This is a genomic window from Salimicrobium jeotgali (genome assembly GCF_001685435.2).
GTDB classification, from domain to species: Bacteria; Bacillota; Bacilli; order Bacillales; family Halobacillaceae; genus Salimicrobium; species Salimicrobium album.
The window spans coordinates 2,508,143-2,530,157 of sequence record NZ_CP011361.2 but is presented as its reverse complement, the minus strand read 5'-3'; the positions used below and the strand labels follow the sequence as shown (position 1 = coordinate 2,530,157).

Genomic DNA, 22,015 nt, shown 5'->3' with positions numbered 1-22,015 from the left:
TAAGTGATCATCAGCTTTTGGAAGTCAATGCCGCTATTGATGAACAGATCCAACGCGAGGATGATGCGAATAAGTAACGATTCGTAAAAGAAAGGAGGGAGATTATGTCTTTGCGCGACTTAGCTATTTCCGTTGCTACCGATACCTCACAGTTACGTGAACTCAATAAGCAGATGGACACGATGACTGGCAAGACAAGCGGCGCTAACAAAGAAATGCGCAACATGGAAAGCAAAACGAGGAAGTTCAGCAAAATGGCCAAAGGTGCAGCTGTCGGAGCGGCAGGACTTGCATCCGGAGCAGCGGCAGGAGCCACGGCCCTGGGCGGTCTTGTCTCGAAGGCCAGTAGTGCTGCCAATGAAATCAATAAGTATTCGCAAGTCACGGGAATGAGTACGAAATCGTTTCAGGAATGGGATTACGTGGCTCAAAACTTCGGATTCAGCATGGAAGCTGCAGCAGGCGACATGGCCATGCTATCCGAGAGAGCGATGGATGCTGCGGCAGGAACTGGTGAAGGTGCCGAGCAGTTTAAAATGTTAGGCATCGAAGTCAATAAGGCTAGCGGTGGTTTGAAATCACAGGAGCAATTGTTCGGCGAAACGATAACGGCGCTGCAGGGCATGGAAGATACCACGAAAAGAAACGCTATCGCAACAGCAATGCTGGGAACGACTGGCGAAGAACTTGCCCCGGTGTTGAACATGTCGAATGAAGAGCTGAAAAAGATGAAAGGCAATGCCAATGTCATAAGCGAGGATAACTTGAGTAAAGCGGCTACATTCAAGGACAGTTGGAATAAACTCAAGAACACATTCAGTAGTGCCGCTACGACATTGGGTGTTTCATTGATGCCGGCCGTTCAATTGTTGATGGACTGGTTTATAGAAAAAATGCCGCAGATTCAGGCAATTGTTCAAAAGTCTTTTGATGTCATCGGTGGCGCTTTCAGCACGGTAACACAATGGGTGCAGTCCTTAATTTCCCGTTTTCGTGAGTGGAAGTCCAGCAACGAAGAAACGATGTCTGGTATCTGGCAGACGATCCAGACGAGGTTCGGTCAGGTAGTCTCTTTCCTACAGGAATCCTGGTCGAAAATCCAATCCTTCTGGCAGGAAAACGGCCAATCGATCATGACGAATGCACAGGAGATTTTCGGTTCTATCCGAGGAACTGTGATGACGGTTTTTAACGCAGCATGGACCATTATTCAAGAAGTACTTAACAAAGCCGTGCCTTTCATCCAGGAAAAACTCGGTGTCATCCAGAAATTTTGGGATGAAAACGGCACTCAGATAATGCAGGCCGTAAAGAACGCTTTCTCGTTTATCCAGTCCACCATAGAATTTGTGATGCCGTTAGTGCTCGGCATTATAAAGATGGTATGGAAAAATATAGAAGGTGTAATCTCCGGGGCCCTAGATATTATTATGGGGCTGGTCAAGACATTTTCAGGTCTTTTCACCGGAGATTTTTCCAAAATGTGGGAAGGGATAAAACAGATGTTTTCCGGAGCAGTAAAATTCATTTGGAACTTTATCCAGCTCACATTCTACGGAAAGATACTGAAAGGCGCGAAGGCATTTATTCTTTCTTTCAAGAGCGCATTCGCTGCCTTGTGGTCGGGGTTGAAATCGCTCTTCACTGGCAGTGTCTCCGGCTTAGTATCGGCAGTGAAATCAGCCTGGTCCGCCATTTCTTCGGCAACGACTGGAATTTTTACAGGAATTTCTAATTTCTTGAAGTCGATTTGGTCCAAAGTCTACGGCTTCGTGATGGGATTTGTCACTGATTTGTGGACAGGAATCAAAATTCGGTTTAAGCGGATCGAAATGTTCACGAGACAATCGTTTCGCGCAATCCGTGATTTTCTCCAAAATATTTGGAGCTCCATTGTCACCAGTGTCTCTGGATTTGTAGAAAAATTACGTACGTGGATCGGCGACACTTGGAATTCGGTAAGTTCTAAAACAAGCGCAATATTTTCCGGTATATGGGAATTTCTCAAGTCGATCTGGTCGAAAATCTATAATTCCATTGTCGGTGTGATAGCAAATCTCTGGGCGAATATCCAGACAAATTTCGTGAGAATTAAAATGTTCACACGCCAGTCATTCCGCGCCGTCCGCGATTTTTTACGGGAGACGTGGGATAATATAGTTACTAATATTTCCAATTCCGTAAAAAGCGTCTGGAACTGGATCAAGGACACCTGGAACACAGTGAGTTCAAAAACGAGCGACATTTTTTCAAATATTAAGGACACGATCTCCGAGAAGTTCGACGATGTAGTCGAAATGGCCAAAAATCTACCAGGGCGCATCGGTGACGGTCTGAAGAAAATGGGTAAATACGCGATTAATGGTGCGGTTGGATTGGTCAACAAAATCGGTGGAGCTTTAGAAAAGGGTATCAATACCGTGATCGGCGGTTTAAATGGACTGCTCGGGAAGCTCGGTATAGGCGACGGTAGTCTGATCGGTGAAGTAAGAATTTCCGAGATACCGAAGTACGCCACAGGTACGGGTAGCCACCCAGGAGGACCTGCTGTCGTCGGCGATGGTGGCATGCAGGAATTTGTTCAGACACCACGTGGAGACTCCTTTCTTTCTCCGGCGACAGATACCCTTATAGACTTGCCGAAAGGCTCGCAGGTGATGTCCGGACCGGATACGAAAGAAATGATGAAAGCCTTCCCTCACTATGAAAATGGAATAGGAAGTGCATTAAGTTCAGCTTGGGGCAACATTAAAGATGGGGCCGGTTGGATTAAGGACCAGGGCAGCAAAGTGTTTGACTGGGTCGCTAAAGGCGGCAAGGCGATTGTCAGTAAAGTGATGGAGGGTCTCGGCATAGACTTACCGACGGGCGATGACCTATTCGGAGGTCTTGTACGCGGCTCTTTCAACTTTGTAAAAGATAAACTGGCTTCCTTTGTCGGAGGAAAAACGGAAGACCACGGCAATGCCGCTGGAAGCGGAAGCATGAATGCCGGACTGGTCAAAACAAGCAGCTTCGGCAGACGTTTTCATCCGATCGATAAACGCTGGAAGCTCCACGGTGGGGATGACTACGGTGGCCCGATGGGTACGCCAATCCCCGCTCAGACAAGCGGTCGCGTCAGCTATGCGGGATGGGCCGGAGGTTTCGGTAATCTCGTTAAAGTGGCGAGTGGTATCTATGAGCATTTATACGCTCACCTCAACAGCATCGGCGTCCGGACAGGTCAGTCTGTCAAACGTGGAGACATCGTCGGTCGATTAGGTACGACTGGTAACTCCACTGGTCCGCACTTGCACTATGAGGTTCGCAAAAACGGCGTAGCCATTCCACCGATTGCTGGTTATGAAAACGGCACAAACGGCCCTCTGAAACAACCAGAGTGGGCTGTGGTCGGAGAGAGCGGACCGGAGCTTATGAGGCTCAATCGAGGAGCAGAAGTGTTCAGTAACAGAGAGAGCAAGTCGATGGCCTCGAAAGTGTCTGGTGCTACTTCCGCGTCCGGAAAAGGCACTACCAATTTTAGCCCTGAGATCAACGTTACAGTAGAAGGTAACGCAGGCGAAGATACTGCAAACAGAGTAGCAGAAACTGTCGAAGAAAAAATGCAGGATATGTTCGCCAGTTGGAACAGGCGCGCTTCTTTCGCTAGGGAGGGATAAGCATGGAACTGAATGGAAAAGCTATGTTGCAAGGCTATCAGCTACACGTAGCAGATGAAGATTATAATCACGGTGGCTCTGTGACCAGTCATAAAACGGAAGCCGGGTTGTCACTCACTGATCACGCAAGCAGTGAAGCGCAAGTCGTTTCGATTTCCGGCGTGCTGACCCGCCCTACCGAGGAGCGGGTCCAGACATTGATAGATAAGTTGTTAAGCTGGAAAGATAACGGGGTGAAGTTGCAATACGAAGGCCGTCAGATTATCCCGAACGTCCTGATTGAGAAGTTCAATTATACGGCGAACAAGAAAATAGCGAACGGTTTTAATTTCAGTATGACGTTGAAACAAGTGCGATTTGCAGAGGTTCAGTACGCTCCGGAAACAAAACCGGTGACGAACTCCGGTCAGAAACAGACGGAGAATCAGAATGAAGGCAAGGTGTATCATCACGTGAAGAAGGGTGACACGTACTGGGACTCGGCCAGGAAATATGGCACAACGGTAAAGCGATTGAAAGAACTGAATCCGTGGCCCCCGCGAGTGATTCCTATAGGCGTGAAGATGCGTATCCGTTAGGAGGGATGACGTGAAGAATGAATATATCCCTATCGACAAAGAGTTATGTCCTTATGAATTCTCTATCCAGATCGGGGTGGAACTTTTTAGAATCGAAGTCCTTTATAACGACGTAGGGGACTTTTTCTCTGTGTCGCTTTATCGAGAGGAGGAAGCGTTGGTGCTTGGAGAAAAGCTTGTTTACGGTGTACCGCTGTTTGCTGATATGTACACCCAAGCCTTTCCTGCTCCGACCATCGTGCCACTCGACGAATCAGGGGAAGAAAACACCGTAACGTATGACAATCTCGGTGACTCTGTGTTCCTGGTGGTCGATAACCAATGAAACTCTTCGATAGATATACCGAGGTGCACTGCGCAGGGATGAAGATTACCAGTGATGACCTGGATATTGAATTTACGGTGCCTTTTGATAGCGACACTACACCAAACGAATCTGAAATCAAGATGTACAATCTTACTGACGATACCATTCATCGGTTTAAGAATAATAAAAATCTAGTTGTAAATGCAGGGTATAAAGGTGATGTTGGCGTCATCCTGTCCGGCTATATTTCCAAAGTGAAAACAGTGAGAGCAGATGTAGATAAAATAACCACGATTCATGTTCTGGACTCTCAACCTCTGGATGTGGAAAAAACGTTGACCAAGACCTACAAAAAGAATATCAAAGCATCACAAATTGTCGATGACTTACTGTCTCGGTTGAAACTGGACGCTTACGTAGATCTTTATTGGGATCATACGTATGCGAAAGGATACACGGTAGACGGAGAGATTGTCGAAGAACTCGCCGGGTTGGCTAAAGAGTGTGGCGTCACGTTCTTTGTGAGTAAAGGTAAGGCCTATGTCAGCGGTGTTCACAGTGGGCAGAAGAATAGGTTCACGTTGAATGAGGAGGGCGGTCTGATTGGAACGCCTGCTCCTTTTGAGGACGGGAAATTAACAGGGTTCTCTGTTACCTCATTGCTGCAATATCGACTGGCCACTTCGAGCGCAATACGAATGGAATCACGGCAAGGAAGCGGAAAGTTTTACGTGTATCAAGGAAAACATAAGTGGAGCGGTGACGAATTCGTCACGGAGCTCGATTTGATTTATTAGGATGTGATCGTATCAGCGAAGACATGAGGTTTTATCGCAATCTAAAAAGGGATACTCTGTTGTCGGTCAATACCTCCATGCCAGCAAGAGTGATTAGTTACGATAAAACAGAACGGGAAGCGAAAGTTCAACCGTTGTATAAGAAAAAGGAAGTTGATAGAGACCCTGTGGTTCTGCCTGTATTGGAAGGTGTGCCGGTTCTCTTTCAGCGTTACGAAGTAGACGGCATAGAAAAAGAGTACATCCCTGTAGTCAAGGCGGGAGACGTTGTTCTTTTGTCCTTTTCGCAGAGGGAATTAGATAACGTGTTAAGCGGTCAAGCGGTATATCCGAGTCCGAACCGTCTCTTTCCATTGAACGGAGCGGTCATCATGGGGGTGATTGCATAATGAAAACGATGGAAATCGAAAGCGGAGATCTCGTCATGAAGGATGGAGACATCACACTGATTGAGGGGACTCAAGAAATCGCACAATCACTTTACATCGCCCTGGCTACGTTTAAAGGTGAATGGTATCAGGACGAGGAGTTAGGTGTCGAAAGGTCCAAGCTGCTCGGTAAAGTAACAGAGCCACAGGTCCGATCCGCCGTCATTGAATCAATAGGGCGAGAAACAAGAGTAGCGACGATTGAATCGTTATCCATTGACACAGACCCGAAAGATAGGAAGGTTTATGTATCCTTTAAGGTGCGCACCATAGAAGGTGAGGTACTGGAAGAAAGGAGGTTATCTATTGCTTAATGAGAAAGGATTTCGACGTAAAACGGGCAGTGAGATATGGGACGAAATAGAGAGTGATGCGAAAAGTCAGTATGGGGAGCAGGTGAACACCGGACAGAAGAGTGTCATTGGTATTATTCTCCGTATCTTTTCCTCGACGATCATTGTCCTGTGGGAAATGATAGAGAAGGTGTATCACAGTTCTTTCCCCTCGACCTCTACCGGCACATCTTTGGATCGTTTAGTTAAATTCAAGGGAATGTCACGAATGCTGGAACGAGAATCATTCGGTGTAATTGATATAACAGGCACACCTGGAACGTTTGTAGATGCAGGATTTCCGGTGTCTACGTCGTCCGATATATCGTTTGTGACGATGGAAGATGTGCAGCTGGACGACACCGGCAAGACGACCGCTGAAATAAGGGCGGTGAAAAAAGGTACGAGAAGCAACGTAAAGGCCGGAGCAATAACGGAAATCGTAGAACCTGTCGAACACGTCACCGCCGTGTCAAATGCAGAACCCACAACGGGAGGTAGAGACCGAGAAACGGATGCCAGTCTGCTCGCAAGGTTTCAAGCTTTCACAGAGTCGGGATCTTCTTCGGCGGAAAGCATCGAATCCACCCTCATCGAAATACCGGCCGTAAGAAGTGCCATTGTAGAGGAGAACACAATGATGGACGCGACAGCAGATGGTGCGCCGCCCAAGTCATTGATTCCTTTTGTGTTCGGTGGCACAGACGATCAGGTAGCGGAAGCGATTTTCTCCGTTAAACCAGGGGGCATCCAGTCTTATGGCGACACAATTCATACAGTCATCGACTCTCAAGGGAAGAAACACTTCATCGGTTTCACCCGACCGTTGCATATAGACGTGCATGTGAACGTTACGCTGACAACAAACGAATATTTTCCATCCGATGGGCATGAGAGAGTGCGGACCAGCATTGTGAAATATATCGGCGGTGCTGATCAGGACGGAACAGTGTATGACGGCACAGAGCTGAATGAAGATGTGAAGCACAGTAAAATCATAGCAAAAACATTTGCTGTGGACGGAGTGGACGATGTGGAAGTCGGGTTGAGCACCAACGGTGAATTTTTTGAAGAGGAAAATATACCGATTACCACTAGGCAAGTCGCCGTCACATCTTTTGATAAGGTCGTGATTTCATGAACTTTTACAAAAACATGATTTCCAAACTGACAGACCTTTTTCAAAAAGATGATGACAGCAATATAGCAAAACTTTTCAACGTCGTTTCCCGTCAGCTGGAAGATATGAAACAGACACTTGAGACGATGGAAGAGTGGCGCGACATTGATCAGGCGCAAGGGGTCCAGCTGGATAAGCTCGGCGGGGAAATTGTACAGGAATTTCGGAACGGGCAGACAGATGAACAGTATCGTCTCCGTATTAAAACAAAGATTATCGCCAATATATCGAAGGGGGATGTTGAAACGATAAACGATGTGCTTACGACATTCCTGGGCGATAAGTTTATAGGGGTATCAGAAATGTGGTCACTGGATGACCCAATCATCCCTCCCGAACCCGCAGGCATTCTCATTACGACCAGAGTGCAAAACCCTTTCCCGGCCGGCGTTATTGGAAGGGTGACAGCAGGCGGTGTAACTATCTACTGGCACATCATCATGGATGCCGTGAACATTCCGATAACGACCGCGCCAAACACAGGGGAATCGGCGCTATTCGTCCACGCCGGACAATTATACGCCGGCCCTGTTTATGACCGTAATACAAGAGGGAGTATACACAATAAAAATATTGTGGCTCATGCGAAGGATGCGACAGGCGAACACAAATACCCTACACTCCCTGCTCATAGTGGAACGATAACAAATTCTACATTAGGTAGTAGTCAGGAGTCATTGAATATGAGGGTCGATCACGACGAAGGGCGTGCCACTTACAAGTATCCTGGGAGTAAACCTTATCAATTCTCCGGCGACTTCCGGGCAGGAGAGGAGGGATAACGATGTTGAGTAGCTTTTTTAAAAATGATATCGCGAAGTACATTGATGAAAAAGCATCGAGAGCGGATGTTGTCGTCAATGGGACTCGTTACACAATGCCCATACGGAGGTCCATAGTCACTGGATCGACTATTCGTAAGCAGGTGTATCTCACACAGAAAGACCCTGTGGGGTCTATCACGAATGTCCGTTTGTTAGACGTGGAAGGCAATGTGTTAGACGAACGTCATGATCATCAGTACCACGAAGAAAACAAAGGACTTTTGCTCGAATTTAAATATACCGTAGAGGAGGGGTAAGACATGTCCAATGAACACTTGCGAAAACAAGAATATCGCCCGACCGAGTGGGACGACAGAGTCCTTGATGAAAATGGCAATGTATTAGTTGAAGGTACTCCGGTCAATGAGACAAACCTGAATAACATGGAAACAGGAATTCTTATCGGGCAGCTGGATGTCGGTATGCTTGCTACTTTCAACGCGCAGCAGATCCGACAATTAGACTTGGAATTGAAAAAGTCTCAACACCAGCGTCTGCTACAAGGGAAAGCGACAATAAGTAATGACCAGAATAACAACGGTTATTTCCGGACCAGTGAACCATTTGTGGAGATTGCGTTAGAGGGATACCCGCAGATAAACGCTCCTGACTATGATGTACAGCTGACCGTCGTTAATGCGGTGCACGAAGGAGCGGTCGGTGAATTACTCCCTTATGAAAAAACACAGAACGGCTTTAAGGTTAAGACGACGGGCTCCGCAGAGTCGGTCACTTTTTTATGGACGTTACTCAATCCAAACGTATAAAAAGGAGGAATTACCATGATTGTAACCCATGTAAACAGAGGTAAAAAAGCAGATTATGCTTTGCGTGGTACGACAGTGATGATCGGTAAAGAGATATCTGTGGATCTTAACAAAAGACAGGGAGATACGGAACAAGTCATCAATATCAGTCTTGACAACAAACTAGAAACGATGCAGGAAGGTGTAGGCGCCTGGTACGTAGCGACTATTGTGATTCCGGCTATAAGAACAGAACTTTACGATTCCGGAGAAGTGGATGAAGAAGGTTATCCTATTTGTAAAGAACGAGAAGCACCGTTGAACATGAGTGACGTGGAGCTACGACTCTGGACGTTACCTGCCAATTACTTTGAGAAGCATAATAAAACCACTGAAGAAGGGGCTGAAGCATAATGTCATTTATTTTATCTACGAAAGACGCCTATCGCCAGGCCGTTGAAGCGAAAAGCGGAGGAAAAAACACTGTCATGTACGACGACAAAGGGAATCCGAGCATCATGGTGCGAGTGCCTCGCTTTAATCTGAGCGACGTGATTGACGGAGCACCGGATACACCGCATCCGGCTTTTATTGTGAACGGAGTCGTGAAATCAGAGATATGGATCAGTAAGTTCCAGAATATTGTTCATGATGGTCGCGCGTATTCGATTCCCGGTCAGGACCCGAAAACGCATGTCGATTTCGATCAGGCGAAGCAATACAGTGCTGCCAAAGGGCAAGGATGGCACCTGATGACGAATGCTGAATGGGCGGCTATTGCTCTGTGGTCGAAGAAAAACGGGACAATGCCACGCGGGAACAATGATTACGGAAGAGATCATTCGGCGCCATACGAGCGCGGCGTGATGGCCGGAGCTGACCGTGTTCTCACCGGCACCGGCCCGGCGTCTTGGAGTCATGACGGCACGACAGATGGTATCTATGATCTCAACGGCAACGTTTGGGAGTGGACGGACGGCTTGAAGCTCGTCGACGGAAAGATTTATGTGCATAACGACAACGACTACAACACACCGGGCGGCGAAGGTGTCGTCGATCAGTGGGTAGATACGGGAGCGGCATTCGATGTTGAATCCGGGAATCTCGTTATCAATGGCTCTGTCGTCAATCCGATGGACGACACGACGGATGAACACAAAGACCGTCTGATGGAGAATTTGACAGCGGCGACAGGTTTCACGATTCCGGATCTGCTGAAGCACTTGGGCATCGCTCCTTATGATGCGGACCACGGCGGAGATAACGTGTCGGTGCGTAACTACGGTGAGCGCCTTGCGCGGAGCGGTGGCCATTGGGCTTACGGTTCCGAGCGTGGTGTCTTTACGTTGAGCCTGCGCTATGAGCGTTCGGGCTCGGACAGCCACATCGGTTTCCGTTCCGCGTTTGTTCTGTAATCTGTAAATCTGTTGATCTGTAAGAGTCCGCGATAACGGGCTCTTGTTTTTGTATTCGATTAATAAGGGGGGTGACGCCGACATTAGATGGAATGCTGAACAAAAAAGATACGCTACTATTTTTCCTCCTGTCATCATGGCAGGGGGTTTTTATCATGCGGCGCCAAGAAGTCGTGAAATAAGGGGGTTGAACATGTTAGATGAAAAGGAGATGGAGGAGATGCCTATATGGCAAGACCATGAGAGGCGAATAACAACACTAGAAAACACATTCACGACTTTTTCGTCCAAGGTCGACGGCGTCGAGAAAACGATCAAAGATCAGGGAGATAAACAAGAAAAGCTCCTGAACAACCTTATCGACCATCACTTATCGACGAAGAAGATGCGGATATCGAAGTTTTGGCAGGTCATCCTGAACCTTACGGGGGCCGGAAGTATAGTCACAGGGTTAATATATGCGATTACACAACTGATTCAAGGGGGTTAAATAATGGAAAACGAAGTAATGACACAGGTGCTATTGTTTGCGACGGTGATCGGTCCGTTTGTTACCGGGTTACTCGAGGCATTGAAAAAGACGGTGGCTGTTCCGAAAAACACGCTTCCGCTCGCGGCAATTGTCATAGGTATTGCGCTAGGGGCTGTTGCTTATCCATTTACGGATATGGGCTTAGCGTTACGTTTGTGGGCAGGCGCAGGCGCGGGACTATCCGCGACCGGTTTATTTGAAGTGATGAAGAAGCGGTACGGCAGTACGAAAGATAACAGTAAAGATAAAGACGTTTTTAACAATCAGTAAAACAAAAGGAGCTGTTTAACAATGAGTAAAACATTAGTAGTTTTCGCTGGTCACTATGAAGATTTATTTGATGAGGAAGGGTCGAAAGGCATCTACACTGACACAGAAGCGGATGGCCAGTATGAAGAATACGATAGTAATATTGTCATCGCACGCCATACCGTTGAAGAATTAAGCGACGTGGACGGCCTTCGGGTTCTGTTCCCACAAAAGAACGGCGCTGATTATCGAAGTTTGCGCGCCCGCGTCGATTACTGTAATCGAAATGGTGCTGACATGGTGCTATTTATCCACTCGAACGCGTCTTCCGCACGATCGGCTCATGGGGCGTGCGCTTTTTATTACTACACAAGCGGGGAAGGGAAACGCATGGCCAACATTTATAGAGACGAAATGCAGGACGCTGGTTATCCTCTATGGAGCAATGGCACTTACGGATGTAATCCTGATGATGGATGGAGTAATTTTTTTGTTGTGAGAAAAACAGCTATGCCGGTACTGCTGACAGAAAACTTTTTCTTCACAAACCCGAAAGAATTGCGCGAATATCTGCAAGACGGGAAGGATCTTAAAAAGATCGGTCATATCCATGCACGCGTCGCTTGTCGGTCCTTAGGATTATCCACCAATAAACTTGGAGACGGCGCTTATTCCTCCTCAGCCGATCCGGAAATTACTGGCGTGTACGGAGAAGGTGATCGCGGTCCAGGGGTAAAACGTCGGCAAAACCTATTATTAAAACTAGACTATGACATGGACGGATATGGCGCTGATGGAAGTTTTGGTCCGGCAACCGTAGAAGCGGTAAAAGCGTTCCAGAAAAAACACGGACTAGCTGTAGACGGCATGGTTGGACCGAAAACAGAAGCGAAAATGAAAGAAGTTTTGAAAGCTAAGAACGATAGTTCCGACGATAGTGAAGAAGTGAAGCAGCTTAAAACGTTTAACGATAACTACCGCTTGGAATCAAAAGTTAATGACCTACGTTTCTACGGAAACCCTAGTTGGTCAGATGAAGATAAGTATGGAACAGTAGACGCAGGAATTGGCTTCCCTAAAGTTGAACGCCTTGTAAAAGTAGGTAGGGGAAGACAGTATGAAGTAGTAAATTCCAATGGAGATCATTTTTATATTACCGCCGCAGAAAAATTTGTAACGCTGAAAGAAACAGATACCACGCCTTCCTATGTAGGAAGAAGGGTAGAATCTCACTATAACGGACGGGTTAGATTCTATAACGCCCCTTCTTGGGAAGATGAACACCACGTTGGTTCCCTTACTAAAGGACAAGGATTCCCTGAAATTGTTGAAAAAGTAAACGTTGGTGGTGGAAAGCAGTATAAAGCGAAAAATTCAAACGGGGAAGTGTATTACGTTACTTCCAATGAAAATTACGTTCAGGTTGTTTAAAAAAGCAGGTATTGCCAAAGGTGAGCCAAGCGGTGATTTTGAACCAGACGAGCCTGTAACTAGAGCAGAAGCTGCAGCATTTGCGGCTCGTGCCTATAAAGCGGCCAAGAAGTAATCACAAGCCTCACTCTCAGGAGTGGGGCTTTTTTTATTTGCAATAAATGAACTATTATTCACAATCTTGTTATATAATGGAGAAGCATGTAAAATTGAATAGGAGTGATGGAATGGATAATGAAAAAGTTCGAGAGTTTATTGATAAGGAGAACAAGAAAATCATCCTGGAATTAGCTGGCCAGAGTCGCTTTGAAATTATCGCATGTTTATTAATGCCTGACGGAGATCGCCTAGTAACGGTAGTAGATCACACCACCACAGAAAAACTCCCCTACACTTATCTCTACTCGGAAATCCCCTATACAGATGACCTCGATATTCAAGATCTCTTCATCAGGCACAAGCACTTAATTGAAGATGGAACATATGATGACTGAGAAGCGCCCACTTTGGCGCTTTTTTACATTAAAGTTATTATCGAAATCTCGTTTTATATGGAATATTTTGATTAATTAGTACAATTGCTGGTATAGTGGTACGAAAGGAGGGGAGTATAATGAACCAAATTAAAGATTTAGTTTTCCCGCAAGATTTCTTCAAGTTACCCAAGGCTGTTTTGAGTGAAATTGCTACAGAGTTAAATGTAGATAGTTCCAAAAATAAGAATGAACTAGCTCTAGATGTTTTTGAGGAAATTCGTGAGCAAGAAATACCTCAAGGAACTTTGATGAGTTTTGAGAGCAAAGTGTTCGCTACTAAAACATCAGTTACTTGGTACAGAATTGATGACAGTATTTCACAGGAAGATTTCATAAGGCTAATTAATCAAAACGCAGGATTTGATGCAAGCACGGGATTATTAGAAATAGCTGAAGATGAAGTGACAACTGAACCACAACTATTAGGTCTATGCCAAGGTCATAAAGATACAGATGTAATAGTACGATTAATATATAAAGATAGTGTGAGGTATGAGCCGAGTGCGACGTCAGTGCGAGCTGTGTCAAAGACTTCAATTGCTACAGTTTATTATGATCAAAATAAGGGCATTATAGAAGTAAGGGGAGACACTCGTAAAGCCAGAGATATAGCGATCAAGGTCGCAGGGTTATTAAATCAGACAGTTAACCTCGAACCCGTTACTGATGTGTTTGAGCGAGAAATTGGAGATATTGCTGATAATTTATCTGGAGAATTGGTTGAAGCAAAGTCCAAACCACAACACTACCTTGAAGAATACACTGATGAAGAAACTCAATCAGTTATTGATGTTCTTTCAGCTTTGGATAGATATATCGAGACGAAGGACTCTGATGTTTTAGAAACGAGCCTTCAGCAAATCAGCGATTCATTTGGATACAAAAATGGAATAGTCCCTTTCGCAGCTTTGGTATTATCTGGGATGGAAACTGTGGGTATGCAGGGTAACAGTGAAATCAGGTCACTTCCTTTATACTCTTACTTAGACCCTTACCTTAGCCACCAGAATGGTTTTATCAAGTTCCCTTTTCGAGAGAGAAACGTGGAGGATGAGTACACGATCAGAGTAGGTATGACGACGAAAAGTGTAGTGTTTGTTTCTCATGTAACGGAAAGTTTGATTGACTATGTTCGAGAGAATGTTATTATTTAACTATTAGGCTTAAGGGAGGTAAGTACAATGTCGTTGGGTTTTAAAGCGAGAAAACAAATTGACGATTATATCGAATTGTTAGCCTTTAGCAAGGCGACACGCTTTTATCCCACAGCCGTCTCTAGGCATGCATCTGTTACTCCTTCGGAAGCTTTCAATTATTTATTAGAACAGAAATCAGGTCCAGGAAATGAAGTGAGTCTAATGTGGGAACTTCAGTGCCCCAACTTAGACTGCATCAAAACCATAAGTTTATCCGAAGAAAAACACGCTGGAGGAGAAGTGGAATGTCCTAGGTGTGGATTTGAATTCGAGCTTGACTCAACAGACTTCATCCCTGTTTTTGTTATTAACCAAGAGTATAAAGATTACGTCTTAGCTGAACATCAGGAAGAACATGAAAAAAAAAAGCTAAAAAACCTGACGGAGGTTCTAAGGTGAAACCAGATACTGGAACGCCTATGGCATTAACTAGTCAAATGCTTATGGGGTTGTCATTTCCTGCGTTAAAGTCCTTAAAACAACAGTCAGGAGCACCAGTTTACCAAATTATTTGTGAAACACTTAAGGTGGAAAATGTTATGAATAAAAGGGAGATTAATGATAGTTTTAATAACTCTGCTATGAATAACGTGAATATTCAAAGCGATGTATTAGAAAAATATGAACTTTCTGAAAAAAATTTGATTGCCTTGAAAGAGGATATAGATAGATATTCACAGAATGAGATGGAAAAAGAACAAAATGAAGAGTTTTACGAACGATTCAAAGATTCGCTTAATAAAGATAATAAGCAAGAAGCGAAAAAATATTTAACGTGGATCTTAAAAGGGGTAGGTGAGGTAGCTTCAGTAATGACTATCGGTACCACCCTAGGATTCTGGTAAATAACAACTTTAAATTAATTTAGATTAGAGCGCCTAGTGTGGCGCTTTTTTGTTGCCAACTTGTTGGCGAGTTGTTGGCAGAATTGGACAACAACCACCATATTTAATCTGATTCAATCAAAAGAGAGATGCAAAAAACCTTGTCATAACAGTGTTTAGCCGATTTAATCAGGTTAGTTCCTAAATGGGTCTCGTGTCTGGCAGACATGAGGTCGTCGTTTCATCCCTTTTTTATGGAATGTACCACATAGATACCACATTTGATTCATTTCTCACTATTGCTCATTTGCTTTCGTTCGGTATAAAACAGAGATAAATGCCGAGAGCTTAAGGTTTATATATCCGGTTATCTACCATTATATGTGCACAATGAAAGAGCGTAAGAAATACGGTCTTAAGAAAGCACGTCGTGCTCCACAGTTCTCCAAGCGTTAATAAATCAACACTTGCAAATCCCTCAACCACCTATGGTTGGGGGATTTTACTGTATATGCGGTGCTTTAAAAACAGGGGGAAATTCACACGTAGCATACACGTAACATACAAGTAGCAGACAAATAATTTAGAGAAAAAGAAACTGTGGTTTTGAAATTAGGTTTGATACAATTACATTGATAAGATGGATTGGGATAGTGCAACAAACGGGCCAGATTGTCGCATAAAATTATTTGGTAAATTTGATTGGGAGGGATATTTTTGAAGAAAATTATTTTATTACTTACTTGTCTTTTTGCGCTTTACTTTTATTTGCTTGTCAATCTCAAGACAAGCAAATGACGATGTTAGATGATATTTCATCGATTTCTATTTTTGAATCTGATGGCTATGGTGGAATAAATGAAAACTTTGTTACAACAATCGATAAGGATACAATCATATCAAGATTTGAAGAGGCTTTTAAAGATGCAGAGGGCAGGAAACAGAAAGTTGATGTCGATACTGAAAAGCCTGATTATGATATTTTAATTCGTTACGAAAATGGGGAAACCCACGGATTACATCTTGTACTTGGGAATACAGGAGAAAAAAGCAGAGTAATGTATGTTGGTCACGAAAACAATGGTTTTGACATATCACCTGAAGGTACAAAGGGATTAAGGGGTGTCTTGAATAATCATTAAATGTGTACCGCAATTGGGCGCCATTCTTGAATAAGGATTAGCGTGAGCATCATATATAAGGGTCATTTTATTGAATAAAATAATCCATATACGATGAAAATAAAAAGAGATTCAGATGAGGGGGAATTCTTCTTATGAATATTTGTACGGTTAAATAAAAGTTCACTGAATAAATTGGATAAGTAAAAAGGTAAATATCGAGGAATGGTAAAATTATATGAACAAAGACCCGAGAATAAACCATGCAACCGAATTAAAATAAACAATCGCAAAACTGTTAATGAGATATGTGTATTTGGTTAGAAATTAAAGTCTATTTAATAGAAAGTTGGAAAAATCAATAGTATAATAAAATCATAGGAATTAATATTGATTATTCCTTCAATATAGTATTCTTATAACTATTTTCTACTAATTAAGCAGGAGGTAATATCCAATGAAAGCTGCAGTCTGGTATGGAAAAAAAGACTTACGGGTAGAGGAAATAGAACTAAAACAAACGAAAGATACCGATGTTAAAGTAAGGGTAGCTTGGGCAGGTATTTGTGGCAGTGATTTACATGAGTATGAAGAGGGACCGGTGTTTGTACCAAATGAAAAAGAGGATCCGTTAACTGGAGAAATCGCTCCGCTAACCATGGGGCATGAATTTGCGGGTGTTATTGAAGAAGTAGGTCCAAAGGTGACAAAATATAAAGTTGGCGATAGAGTAGTAATTAATCCAACAATCACTTATGGAAATAAGTCGGAAGACCTTGATCCTTATGATGGTTTCAGCTTTATCGGCCTTCACGGTGACGGTGGTTTTACTAAATATGCAAATGTACCAGAAGATAACGTTTATCTACTTCCAGAATCTTTAACACTACAGGATGGAGCTTTAGTAGAACCAACTGCGGTTGCCGTACAAGCTGTAAAAGAAGGGAAACTGCAGTTTGGTGATACGGTAGCTGTATTTGGTGCAGGTCCAATTGGTTTAGTGACAATTATTGCAGCTAAAGCTGCTGGTGCCAGCAAGATTATTGTTTTAGATTTGTCGGAAACTAGAATTGAAAAAGCAAAAGAATTAGGAGCAACCCATGTCGTTAACTCTAGCGAACAAGATGCTGTTACAGCAATCAAGGAAATTGTTCCAGATGGAGTAGATGTTTCCTTTGAAGTTGCCGGAGTAGCACCAACATTTAAACAAGCAATTGATGCAACAAGGGCACGTGGAACAATGGTTATTGTTTCTATATTTGCTAGGGAGATTGAATGGAATCCAATACAGCTTACAAATACAGGTGTAAAAGTTACATCAACAATCGCATATACACCTACTACATTCCAACAAACTGTAGATTTAATGGGAACAGGACAATTAAAACCACAGGGAATTATTACAGACCAAATTCAATTGGATGATATTGTTGAAAATGGATTCGAAGCATTGACAAACGATAAATCACAAGCAAAAATATTAGTGGAATTAAGTGGTGAGAAATAAAATGTATTATTTAACCCTGAGTAGCAGCTGTTACTTGGGGTTTTGTTATGACTGTCAGCTAGGTCCAGGTAGATAAATTAGCGAAGTGATATTGAACTCTTCTTTAAGAAGAATATTGACGATATTCTGCAATACCAGCTAATAGTAGAAGTGGATAATTCCATTAACGGGCGCGTTTGTTTAACACCAAAAGGAGGAAAATGGTCAAACCTTTTTATAAAAAATGTATATCATTTCACAAAGAGAGAATCCATTTTGAACAATCCTTTTTTCAAAATGGATTCGTCTTGATTAGGGTATTATCCAGGCTTGTCATGCCTTTCTGATCAAACTTTGTTTCAAAGCTACAAAAAGCAGCTTTCTTATAGCCTGTCAATTGCCATAAGAAGCTGCTTGATATCTTTATGCGTATAAACTTTATCAGTGATATCTTTAGCTGCGTGACCCATGATCCGTTTGATTGATAGTTTATTTGCATCAGCATTATCCATAAGGGTTGCGAAGGTATGTCTGCAATCGTGTGGTCTATGATTTAATTCTAGTTGCTGCATAATCTTTTTAAACTTCTCGTGATAATAAACATAATAACTCAACTTACTACCCTCAAAGTTTGTAATCAGATATTCATTATTAGGATCCATACGATTTTCAATTAATTTATGGATTTTTTTATGAGCTTAATTGTAAAATGAAATGCAACAACGATCTATCCCCATTTTGGGTATAGAAAAAGCCATGGTACATCCGTTATGATTGAGTCGACCAAAACCACACATAACGGGAGGATGTACCAATGGCTGATTCTAATTCTAACACACGCACACCCATCTTTTCACACCTGACTCTCGACCAACGAGGGCAGATCAGAGCGCTCCGGGAGGAAGGGCGTACCATGCAGTACATTGCCGGAGCCATCGGGGTGCATAAATCCACCGTCTCCCGCGAGTTGAAACGAGGTGCCGTCACGCAGCGGAACACCGATTGGACCGAATACGAGGTGTACTTCCCGGATGCCGGGCAGCGTATCTACGATACGAACCGTTCCCATTGCGGGGTAACCTACAAATTCATGTCGATCCAGCCGTTTCTGGCATTCGCCACCGCATGCATCGAAGATCGGCACTGGTCCCCGGACGTCGCTGTGGGTGTCGCGAAGAAGAAGGGCTGGTTCGATAAAGCCCTCATATGCACAAGAACCCTATACCACTACATTGATATAGGTCTGCTTTCTGTACGGAACATCGATCTTCCTCTGAAAGTAAAGCGATCGACGAAGACGAAACGTCATCGTCAGCACCGGAAAGTCCTGGGAAAAAGCATCGAAGAACGCCCGTCCGTGGTGGACGATCGTACAGAATTCGGTCACTGGGAAATCGATACCGTGCTCGGCAAACGGGCGAAAGAGGCGGCCCTGTTGACCCTCACTGAACGTCAGACCCGCCGGGAAATCATTTATAAAATCGGAGGGAAAGACGCTCCGGAAGTCCGACAGGCCCTCACCTCGATTCAGGAAACGTTCGGAGAAACCTTCTCCACCATCTTCAAAACCATCACATCGGATAATGGTTCGGAATTCGCCGACCTCTCAAACTCGCTGAAAAATTCAGAGACGGAGGTCTATTACACCTATCCCTATACCTCCAGTGAGCGAGGAACCAACGAACGACACAATGGACTCATCCGCCGTTTCATCCCGAAGGGACAGTCCATGGAAGATATCCCCCGGGAGGTGATCCAACACGTGGAAACCTGGTGTAACACCCTTCCCCGGAAAATCCTGGGCTATCAGACGCCGGAGGAACGCTTCCAGGAAGAAGTACAGAAACAAGCTTTATCATAATCTATGTGTACCCTAGGAAGTTTTGTTGCATTTACTATTGCAATTCAAGGCTTTGATTTTTTTAGGCATACATACATTTACTCCTTTATTTTTCTTGATTTAGTGTGCCAATTTGCGTATTCAATTATGCATCAAGGGATTAACGTGCACTACCGTTATTTAAAATTACTTCAACAAGGAATTAATAGAATAATGTGATGATAAAAGGCAAAAATATTGAGCTTAAAACGGCAGTGAGTATCATACCAATTGAACTAAAAGCACCAGACTCTAAATCCAGTTCAAGTGCTTTTGCGGTACCAAAGGCGTGGGATGCATTACCATAAGTTAATCCTTTGGCAATTGAGCTTTGGAAGTTACCTATCTTTATTAAAGAAGAACCTAATATGCTCCCTATTAATCCGGTTGCTATAATAAAGATAATGCTAAGTGTTTCTAATCCTCCCATTTGGTGGGATACTTGAATTCCAACTGCTGTCGTAATGGAACGCGGCAGCAATGTAACAATCATTTGTTTTGAAAATCCAAATAAATTCATAACGAAATAGATAATGATAAAATTAAGTAAAATACCAAATACCACACTGGTCATTATGACTTTAAGATTACGCATTATCATATGTCGATATTTATATAATGGGTAAGCTAGACATACAACGGTACAGTCTAAAAATTTGGAAATCCATTGGCCGCCAATCATATAATCTTTATAATCAAGGCCGCATATAATTAAAATGAAGATGATTGCCAGTGATGCAATCAGTGCCGGGTTCAGTATGGAATAGTTGAATTTGTTCTGGATATAGCGTGCAATGACATACATACATATTGTTAAAATAACCATCATAAAGCCCGTTAAAATCATGGTGAATCATGCTTTTCGTTAGGTGTCCATTTTTGCACCATTTTTTCGGCCAAATAACCAGATGCTAACGCAACAATACATGTACCTAATATGATTAAAGCGATAAATATTAAGTAATTAAGGTTGATTTGTTCAATGATGTTCATACCTCCAACTATAGAGGGAATGAAAAAGAGAGCCATTGTACCTAATAATATATTAGCCCCTTCTTGAACCCATCTTTCAGGTATCACTTTGAATTGAAGTAATAAAAAGAAAGTCGCTAACCCTACAATACTTCCGGCAATTGGTATGTGTAACACACTTTGTATCTTATTACTTAACGCGGTGATTAAAAATATTATGGAAATCTGTGACAGAATTCTAAAAAACTTAAATAACATTCGGCTTCATTCCTTATTGTCTTTTGCTTCTAAAAAATCCTTAATTCTTCCTCCCTCATTTTGTTTACATACTCATTATAAGACGGAACATGTTATTACAAAAATAGTGGTTTGTCATAATAGATATTACGTTTATCTATGTAAGCGATATCTTCTATTTTGAATCCAGCTGTTTTTGCATAAAGTGAAGCCATTCTTTAGTGACAAAATTCATGTATTTATTGTTTTTCCATATCACACCAAGTTGCCATACAATAGATGGCGACTCGATACTAACGCTTCGAACATCGTCACTTAGCATTTCAATAATACTTTTAGGAAGGATACCAATACCAATTTGTGCAATAATCATTTCTTCAATAGAATTCCACTGAGAAATTTTCGAAACAATATGAGGTATAAAGCCCGCGCGTTTACAAGAGTCAGTTATTATGTCGTTCAGATAAAAATTTTCGTTAAATAATATAAAGCCTTCATTTTCTAGTTGTATTAAAGACACTTTTTCTTTATCTGCTAAAGGGTGATTTTTATTTACAACAAGTTTTAATTCTTCTTCGTAAAATGGAAAGGATTGAAAAAGACGATTATCAACAGGTAAAGCAGTAATTCCAACATCGAGTTCATCAATTTGAATACTTTGCTCTATTGTTTTTCCACCATTTTCGATAAGCTCATAAGTGATATTGGGATAGCAATTATGAAAATCGGCTAAAATTTTTATGAGTTTCTTAACATTCATAATTGGAGAAAGACCAATTTTGAGATGTCCAGTTTTAACCCCAAGTAAATTATCCATCATAACTGGTAAGTCTTTGTATAAATTTACAATTTCATTACATTGTTCAAAAAAGATTTTACCTGCATCTGTTAGTTTTAAACTTTTTTTGCTTCGATCAAATAAAATTAATTGCAATTCATCCTCTAAGTTTTTAATCGTTTTACTGATAGTAGGTTGGGCGATAAATAGTTTTTCCGATGCTTTAGTCATACTTCCTTGTTTTACAACTTCAACAAAATAGACCATGTGTTGTATATCCATATTATTCCTCCTGTGTTTCAGATGCTTAATGAAGATATTATCATAAAGTAAACAGGTTATGAATGGCATGGTAAATCCCTATAATTTAGGTCATCTAAATTAGTGGCGCTAGGAGACTTCCAATTTTACACTCTGGTGATACGATAGTGATTTAGCGATTAGTGAAGCCTTGGGTTACAATTAGAGTATTCAACCGATGTTATTGGGGAAGTCCTTGATGAAT

Annotated in this window: 27 protein-coding genes and 1 pseudogene; 24 read left to right on the top strand and 4 right to left on the bottom strand. The window is 42.7% G+C overall.

From position 1 onward, the window contains the following. The first annotated feature begins 182 nt into the window (after positions 1-182). The 23 genes and pseudogenes from AAV35_RS12775 to AAV35_RS12670 all read left to right on the top strand — a co-directional run bounded on the left by AAV35_RS12775 (position 183) and on the right by AAV35_RS12670 (position 17,665). A complete protein-coding gene (locus AAV35_RS12775) occupies positions 183-3,662 on the top strand; it encodes a peptidoglycan DD-metalloendopeptidase family protein (protein ID WP_169819466.1) in 3,480 nt (1,159 codons plus the stop codon). A gap of 2 nt (positions 3,663-3,664) precedes the next feature. Next, positions 3,665-4,240 carry a LysM peptidoglycan-binding domain-containing protein gene (locus AAV35_RS12770; protein ID WP_008592686.1) on the top strand — a complete coding sequence of 192 codons (576 nt, stop codon included), beginning with the start codon at positions 3,665-3,667 and terminating at the stop codon, positions 4,238-4,240. Positions 4,241-4,250: 10 nt separating this feature from the next. After that, positions 4,251-4,565, top strand: a complete 315-nt coding sequence (locus AAV35_RS12765) for a phage baseplate plug family protein (RefSeq protein ID WP_008592688.1) — start codon at positions 4,251-4,253, stop codon at positions 4,563-4,565. Further along, positions 4,562-5,344 (top strand): phage protein, encoded by a 783-nt coding sequence (locus AAV35_RS12760; RefSeq protein WP_008592690.1) that lies wholly within the window; start codon positions 4,562-4,564, stop codon positions 5,342-5,344. The genes AAV35_RS12765 and AAV35_RS12760 overlap by 4 nt, the downstream gene beginning before the upstream one ends. Positions 5,345-5,403: 59 nt before the next feature. Next, positions 5,404-5,733 carry a Gp138 family membrane-puncturing spike protein gene (locus AAV35_RS12755; RefSeq protein ID WP_169819465.1) on the top strand — a complete coding sequence of 110 codons (330 nt, stop codon included), beginning with the start codon at positions 5,404-5,406 and terminating at the stop codon, positions 5,731-5,733. After that, a complete protein-coding gene (locus AAV35_RS12750) occupies positions 5,733-6,086 on the top strand; it encodes a contractile injection system sheath initiator (RefSeq protein ID WP_008592694.1) in 354 nt (117 codons plus the stop codon). Before AAV35_RS12755 ends, AAV35_RS12750 begins: the two co-directional genes overlap by 1 nt. Beyond that, entirely contained in the window at positions 6,079-7,245 is a 1,167-nt protein-coding gene (locus AAV35_RS12745; RefSeq protein ID WP_008592696.1) for a baseplate J/gp47 family protein, read from the top strand. Before AAV35_RS12750 ends, AAV35_RS12745 begins: the two co-directional genes overlap by 8 nt. Next, a complete protein-coding gene (locus tag AAV35_RS12740) occupies positions 7,242-8,066 on the top strand; it encodes a hypothetical protein (RefSeq protein ID WP_008592699.1) in 825 nt (274 codons plus the stop codon). The genes AAV35_RS12745 and AAV35_RS12740 overlap by 4 nt, the downstream gene beginning before the upstream one ends. Positions 8,067-8,068: 2 nt before the next feature. Beyond that, positions 8,069-8,365 carry a hypothetical protein gene (locus AAV35_RS12735; RefSeq protein WP_008592702.1) on the top strand — a complete coding sequence of 99 codons (297 nt, stop codon included), beginning with the start codon at positions 8,069-8,071 and terminating at the stop codon, positions 8,363-8,365. 3 nt (positions 8,366-8,368) lie between these two features. Continuing rightward, entirely contained in the window at positions 8,369-8,875 is a 507-nt protein-coding gene (locus AAV35_RS12730; RefSeq protein WP_008592704.1) for a hypothetical protein, read from the top strand. Positions 8,876-8,890: 15 nt separating this feature from the next. Continuing rightward, entirely contained in the window at positions 8,891-9,268 is a 378-nt protein-coding gene (locus AAV35_RS12725) for a hypothetical protein (RefSeq protein WP_008592706.1), read from the top strand. Continuing rightward, on the top strand, positions 9,268-10,269 hold the full coding sequence (locus AAV35_RS12720; RefSeq protein ID WP_008592707.1) for an SUMF1/EgtB/PvdO family nonheme iron enzyme: 1,002 nt from the start codon (positions 9,268-9,270) through the stop codon (positions 10,267-10,269). Before AAV35_RS12725 ends, AAV35_RS12720 begins: the two co-directional genes overlap by 1 nt. Positions 10,270-10,462: 193 nt before the next feature. Then, positions 10,463-10,759: a hypothetical protein gene (locus AAV35_RS12715; RefSeq protein ID WP_008592709.1), complete on the top strand. Its 297-nt coding sequence runs from the start codon at positions 10,463-10,465 to the stop codon at positions 10,757-10,759. A gap of 18 nt (positions 10,760-10,777) precedes the next feature. After that, entirely contained in the window at positions 10,778-11,071 is a 294-nt protein-coding gene (locus AAV35_RS12710) for a holin (protein WP_040609949.1), read from the top strand. A 21-nt stretch (positions 11,072-11,092) separates the two neighbouring features. Then, positions 11,093-12,481, top strand: coding sequence for an N-acetylmuramoyl-L-alanine amidase (locus AAV35_RS12705; RefSeq protein WP_008592713.1), 1,389 nt, complete (start codon positions 11,093-11,095; stop codon positions 12,479-12,481). Further along, positions 12,456-12,596 carry an S-layer homology domain-containing protein gene (locus AAV35_RS14715; RefSeq protein WP_008592714.1) on the top strand — a complete coding sequence of 47 codons (141 nt, stop codon included), beginning with the start codon at positions 12,456-12,458 and terminating at the stop codon, positions 12,594-12,596. The genes AAV35_RS12705 and AAV35_RS14715 overlap by 26 nt, the downstream gene beginning before the upstream one ends. 112 nt (positions 12,597-12,708) lie before the next feature. Further along, positions 12,709-12,975 (top strand): hypothetical protein, encoded by a 267-nt coding sequence (locus tag AAV35_RS12695; protein WP_008592717.1) that lies wholly within the window; start codon positions 12,709-12,711, stop codon positions 12,973-12,975. A gap of 119 nt (positions 12,976-13,094) precedes the next feature. Next, positions 13,095-14,171: a hypothetical protein gene (locus AAV35_RS12690; RefSeq protein WP_008592719.1), complete on the top strand. Its 1,077-nt coding sequence runs from the start codon at positions 13,095-13,097 to the stop codon at positions 14,169-14,171. A 27-nt stretch (positions 14,172-14,198) separates the two neighbouring features. Next, positions 14,199-14,612, top strand: coding sequence for a BRcat domain-containing protein (locus tag AAV35_RS12685; RefSeq protein WP_008592721.1), 414 nt, complete (start codon positions 14,199-14,201; stop codon positions 14,610-14,612). After that, complete coding sequence (locus AAV35_RS12680) at positions 14,609-15,058, top strand: hypothetical protein (protein ID WP_008592724.1); 450 nt, start codon at positions 14,609-14,611, stop codon at positions 15,056-15,058. Before AAV35_RS12685 ends, AAV35_RS12680 begins: the two co-directional genes overlap by 4 nt. 369 nt (positions 15,059-15,427) lie before the next feature. Continuing rightward, positions 15,428-15,493, top strand: a pseudogene (gene rpsI / locus AAV35_RS14415) (30S ribosomal protein S9); the annotation flags it as partial. 233 nt (positions 15,494-15,726) lie between these two features. Continuing rightward, positions 15,727-16,179: a YhfM domain-containing protein gene (locus AAV35_RS12675; protein ID WP_156330926.1), complete on the top strand. Its 453-nt coding sequence runs from the start codon at positions 15,727-15,729 to the stop codon at positions 16,177-16,179. 436 nt (positions 16,180-16,615) lie between these two features. After that, positions 16,616-17,665 carry a 2,3-butanediol dehydrogenase gene (locus tag AAV35_RS12670; RefSeq protein WP_008592727.1) on the top strand — a complete coding sequence of 350 codons (1,050 nt, stop codon included), beginning with the start codon at positions 16,616-16,618 and terminating at the stop codon, positions 17,663-17,665. 362 nt (positions 17,666-18,027) lie between these two features. On the opposite strand, the gene AAV35_RS12665 is transcribed toward AAV35_RS12670, so the two are convergent. Further along, the gene (locus AAV35_RS12665; protein WP_272947635.1) at positions 18,028-18,318 is read right to left on the bottom strand and encodes a tyrosine-type recombinase/integrase; all 291 of its coding nucleotides are present in this window, start codon (positions 18,316-18,318) and stop codon (positions 18,028-18,030) included. A 140-nt stretch (positions 18,319-18,458) separates the two neighbouring features. On the opposite strand from AAV35_RS12665, the gene AAV35_RS12660 reads away from it, so the two are divergent. After that, positions 18,459-19,505: an IS30 family transposase gene (locus AAV35_RS12660; RefSeq protein ID WP_008592732.1), complete on the top strand. Its 1,047-nt coding sequence runs from the start codon at positions 18,459-18,461 to the stop codon at positions 19,503-19,505. Between the two features lie 181 nt (positions 19,506-19,686). On the opposite strand, the gene AAV35_RS12655 is transcribed toward AAV35_RS12660, so the two are convergent. From AAV35_RS12655 to cidR, 3 genes are all read right to left on the bottom strand, one after another. After that, positions 19,687-20,370, bottom strand: coding sequence for an LrgB family protein (locus AAV35_RS12655; protein ID WP_008592735.1), 684 nt, complete (start codon positions 20,368-20,370; stop codon positions 19,687-19,689). Then, positions 20,367-20,753 (bottom strand): CidA/LrgA family protein, encoded by a 387-nt coding sequence (locus AAV35_RS12650; RefSeq protein ID WP_008592737.1) that lies wholly within the window; start codon positions 20,751-20,753, stop codon positions 20,367-20,369. Before AAV35_RS12650 ends, AAV35_RS12655 begins: the two co-directional genes overlap by 4 nt. Positions 20,754-20,907: 154 nt before the next feature. Next, positions 20,908-21,792, bottom strand: a complete 885-nt coding sequence (cidR, locus tag AAV35_RS12645) for a cidABC operon transcriptional activator CidR (RefSeq protein ID WP_008592738.1) — start codon at positions 21,790-21,792, stop codon at positions 20,908-20,910. Positions 21,793-22,015: the final 223 nt, after the last annotated feature.

Bases quoted from the DNA above. Each gene is read 5' to 3' on its own strand.
- AAV35_RS12775 (WP_169819466.1), top strand. From the start codon at position 183: ATGACTGGCAAGACAAGCGGCGCTAACAAAGAAATGCGCAACATGGAA.
- AAV35_RS12770 (WP_008592686.1), top strand. From the start codon at position 3,665: ATGGAACTGAATGGAAAAGCTATGTTGCAAGGCTATCAGCTACACGTA.
- AAV35_RS12760 (WP_008592690.1), top strand. From the start codon at position 4,562: ATGAAACTCTTCGATAGATATACCGAGGTGCACTGCGCAGGGATGAAG.
- AAV35_RS12750 (WP_008592694.1), top strand. From the start codon at position 5,733: ATGAAAACGATGGAAATCGAAAGCGGAGATCTCGTCATGAAGGATGGA.
- AAV35_RS12740 (WP_008592699.1), top strand. From the start codon at position 7,242: ATGAACTTTTACAAAAACATGATTTCCAAACTGACAGACCTTTTTCAA.
- AAV35_RS12735 (WP_008592702.1), top strand. From the start codon at position 8,069: ATGTTGAGTAGCTTTTTTAAAAATGATATCGCGAAGTACATTGATGAA.
- AAV35_RS12730 (WP_008592704.1), top strand. From the start codon at position 8,369: ATGTCCAATGAACACTTGCGAAAACAAGAATATCGCCCGACCGAGTGG.
- AAV35_RS12725 (WP_008592706.1), top strand. From the start codon at position 8,891: ATGATTGTAACCCATGTAAACAGAGGTAAAAAAGCAGATTATGCTTTG.
- AAV35_RS12720 (WP_008592707.1), top strand. From the start codon at position 9,268: ATGTCATTTATTTTATCTACGAAAGACGCCTATCGCCAGGCCGTTGAA.
- AAV35_RS12715 (WP_008592709.1), top strand. From the start codon at position 10,463: ATGTTAGATGAAAAGGAGATGGAGGAGATGCCTATATGGCAAGACCAT.
- AAV35_RS12710 (WP_040609949.1), top strand. From the start codon at position 10,778: ATGACACAGGTGCTATTGTTTGCGACGGTGATCGGTCCGTTTGTTACC.
- AAV35_RS12705 (WP_008592713.1), top strand. From the start codon at position 11,093: ATGAGTAAAACATTAGTAGTTTTCGCTGGTCACTATGAAGATTTATTT.
- AAV35_RS14715 (WP_008592714.1), top strand. From the start codon at position 12,456: ATGAAAATTACGTTCAGGTTGTTTAAAAAAGCAGGTATTGCCAAAGGT.
- AAV35_RS12695 (WP_008592717.1), top strand. From the start codon at position 12,709: ATGGATAATGAAAAAGTTCGAGAGTTTATTGATAAGGAGAACAAGAAA.
- AAV35_RS12690 (WP_008592719.1), top strand. From the start codon at position 13,095: ATGAACCAAATTAAAGATTTAGTTTTCCCGCAAGATTTCTTCAAGTTA.
- AAV35_RS12685 (WP_008592721.1), top strand. From the start codon at position 14,199: ATGTCGTTGGGTTTTAAAGCGAGAAAACAAATTGACGATTATATCGAA.
- AAV35_RS12670 (WP_008592727.1), top strand. From the start codon at position 16,616: ATGAAAGCTGCAGTCTGGTATGGAAAAAAAGACTTACGGGTAGAGGAA.
- AAV35_RS12660 (WP_008592732.1), top strand. From the start codon at position 18,459: ATGGCTGATTCTAATTCTAACACACGCACACCCATCTTTTCACACCTG.
- AAV35_RS12655 (WP_008592735.1), bottom strand. From the start codon at position 20,370: ATGATTTTAACGGGCTTTATGATGGTTATTTTAACAATATGTATGTAT.
- AAV35_RS12650 (WP_008592737.1), bottom strand. From the start codon at position 20,753: ATGTTATTTAAGTTTTTTAGAATTCTGTCACAGATTTCCATAATATTT.
- cidR (WP_008592738.1), bottom strand. From the start codon at position 21,792: ATGGATATACAACACATGGTCTATTTTGTTGAAGTTGTAAAACAAGGA.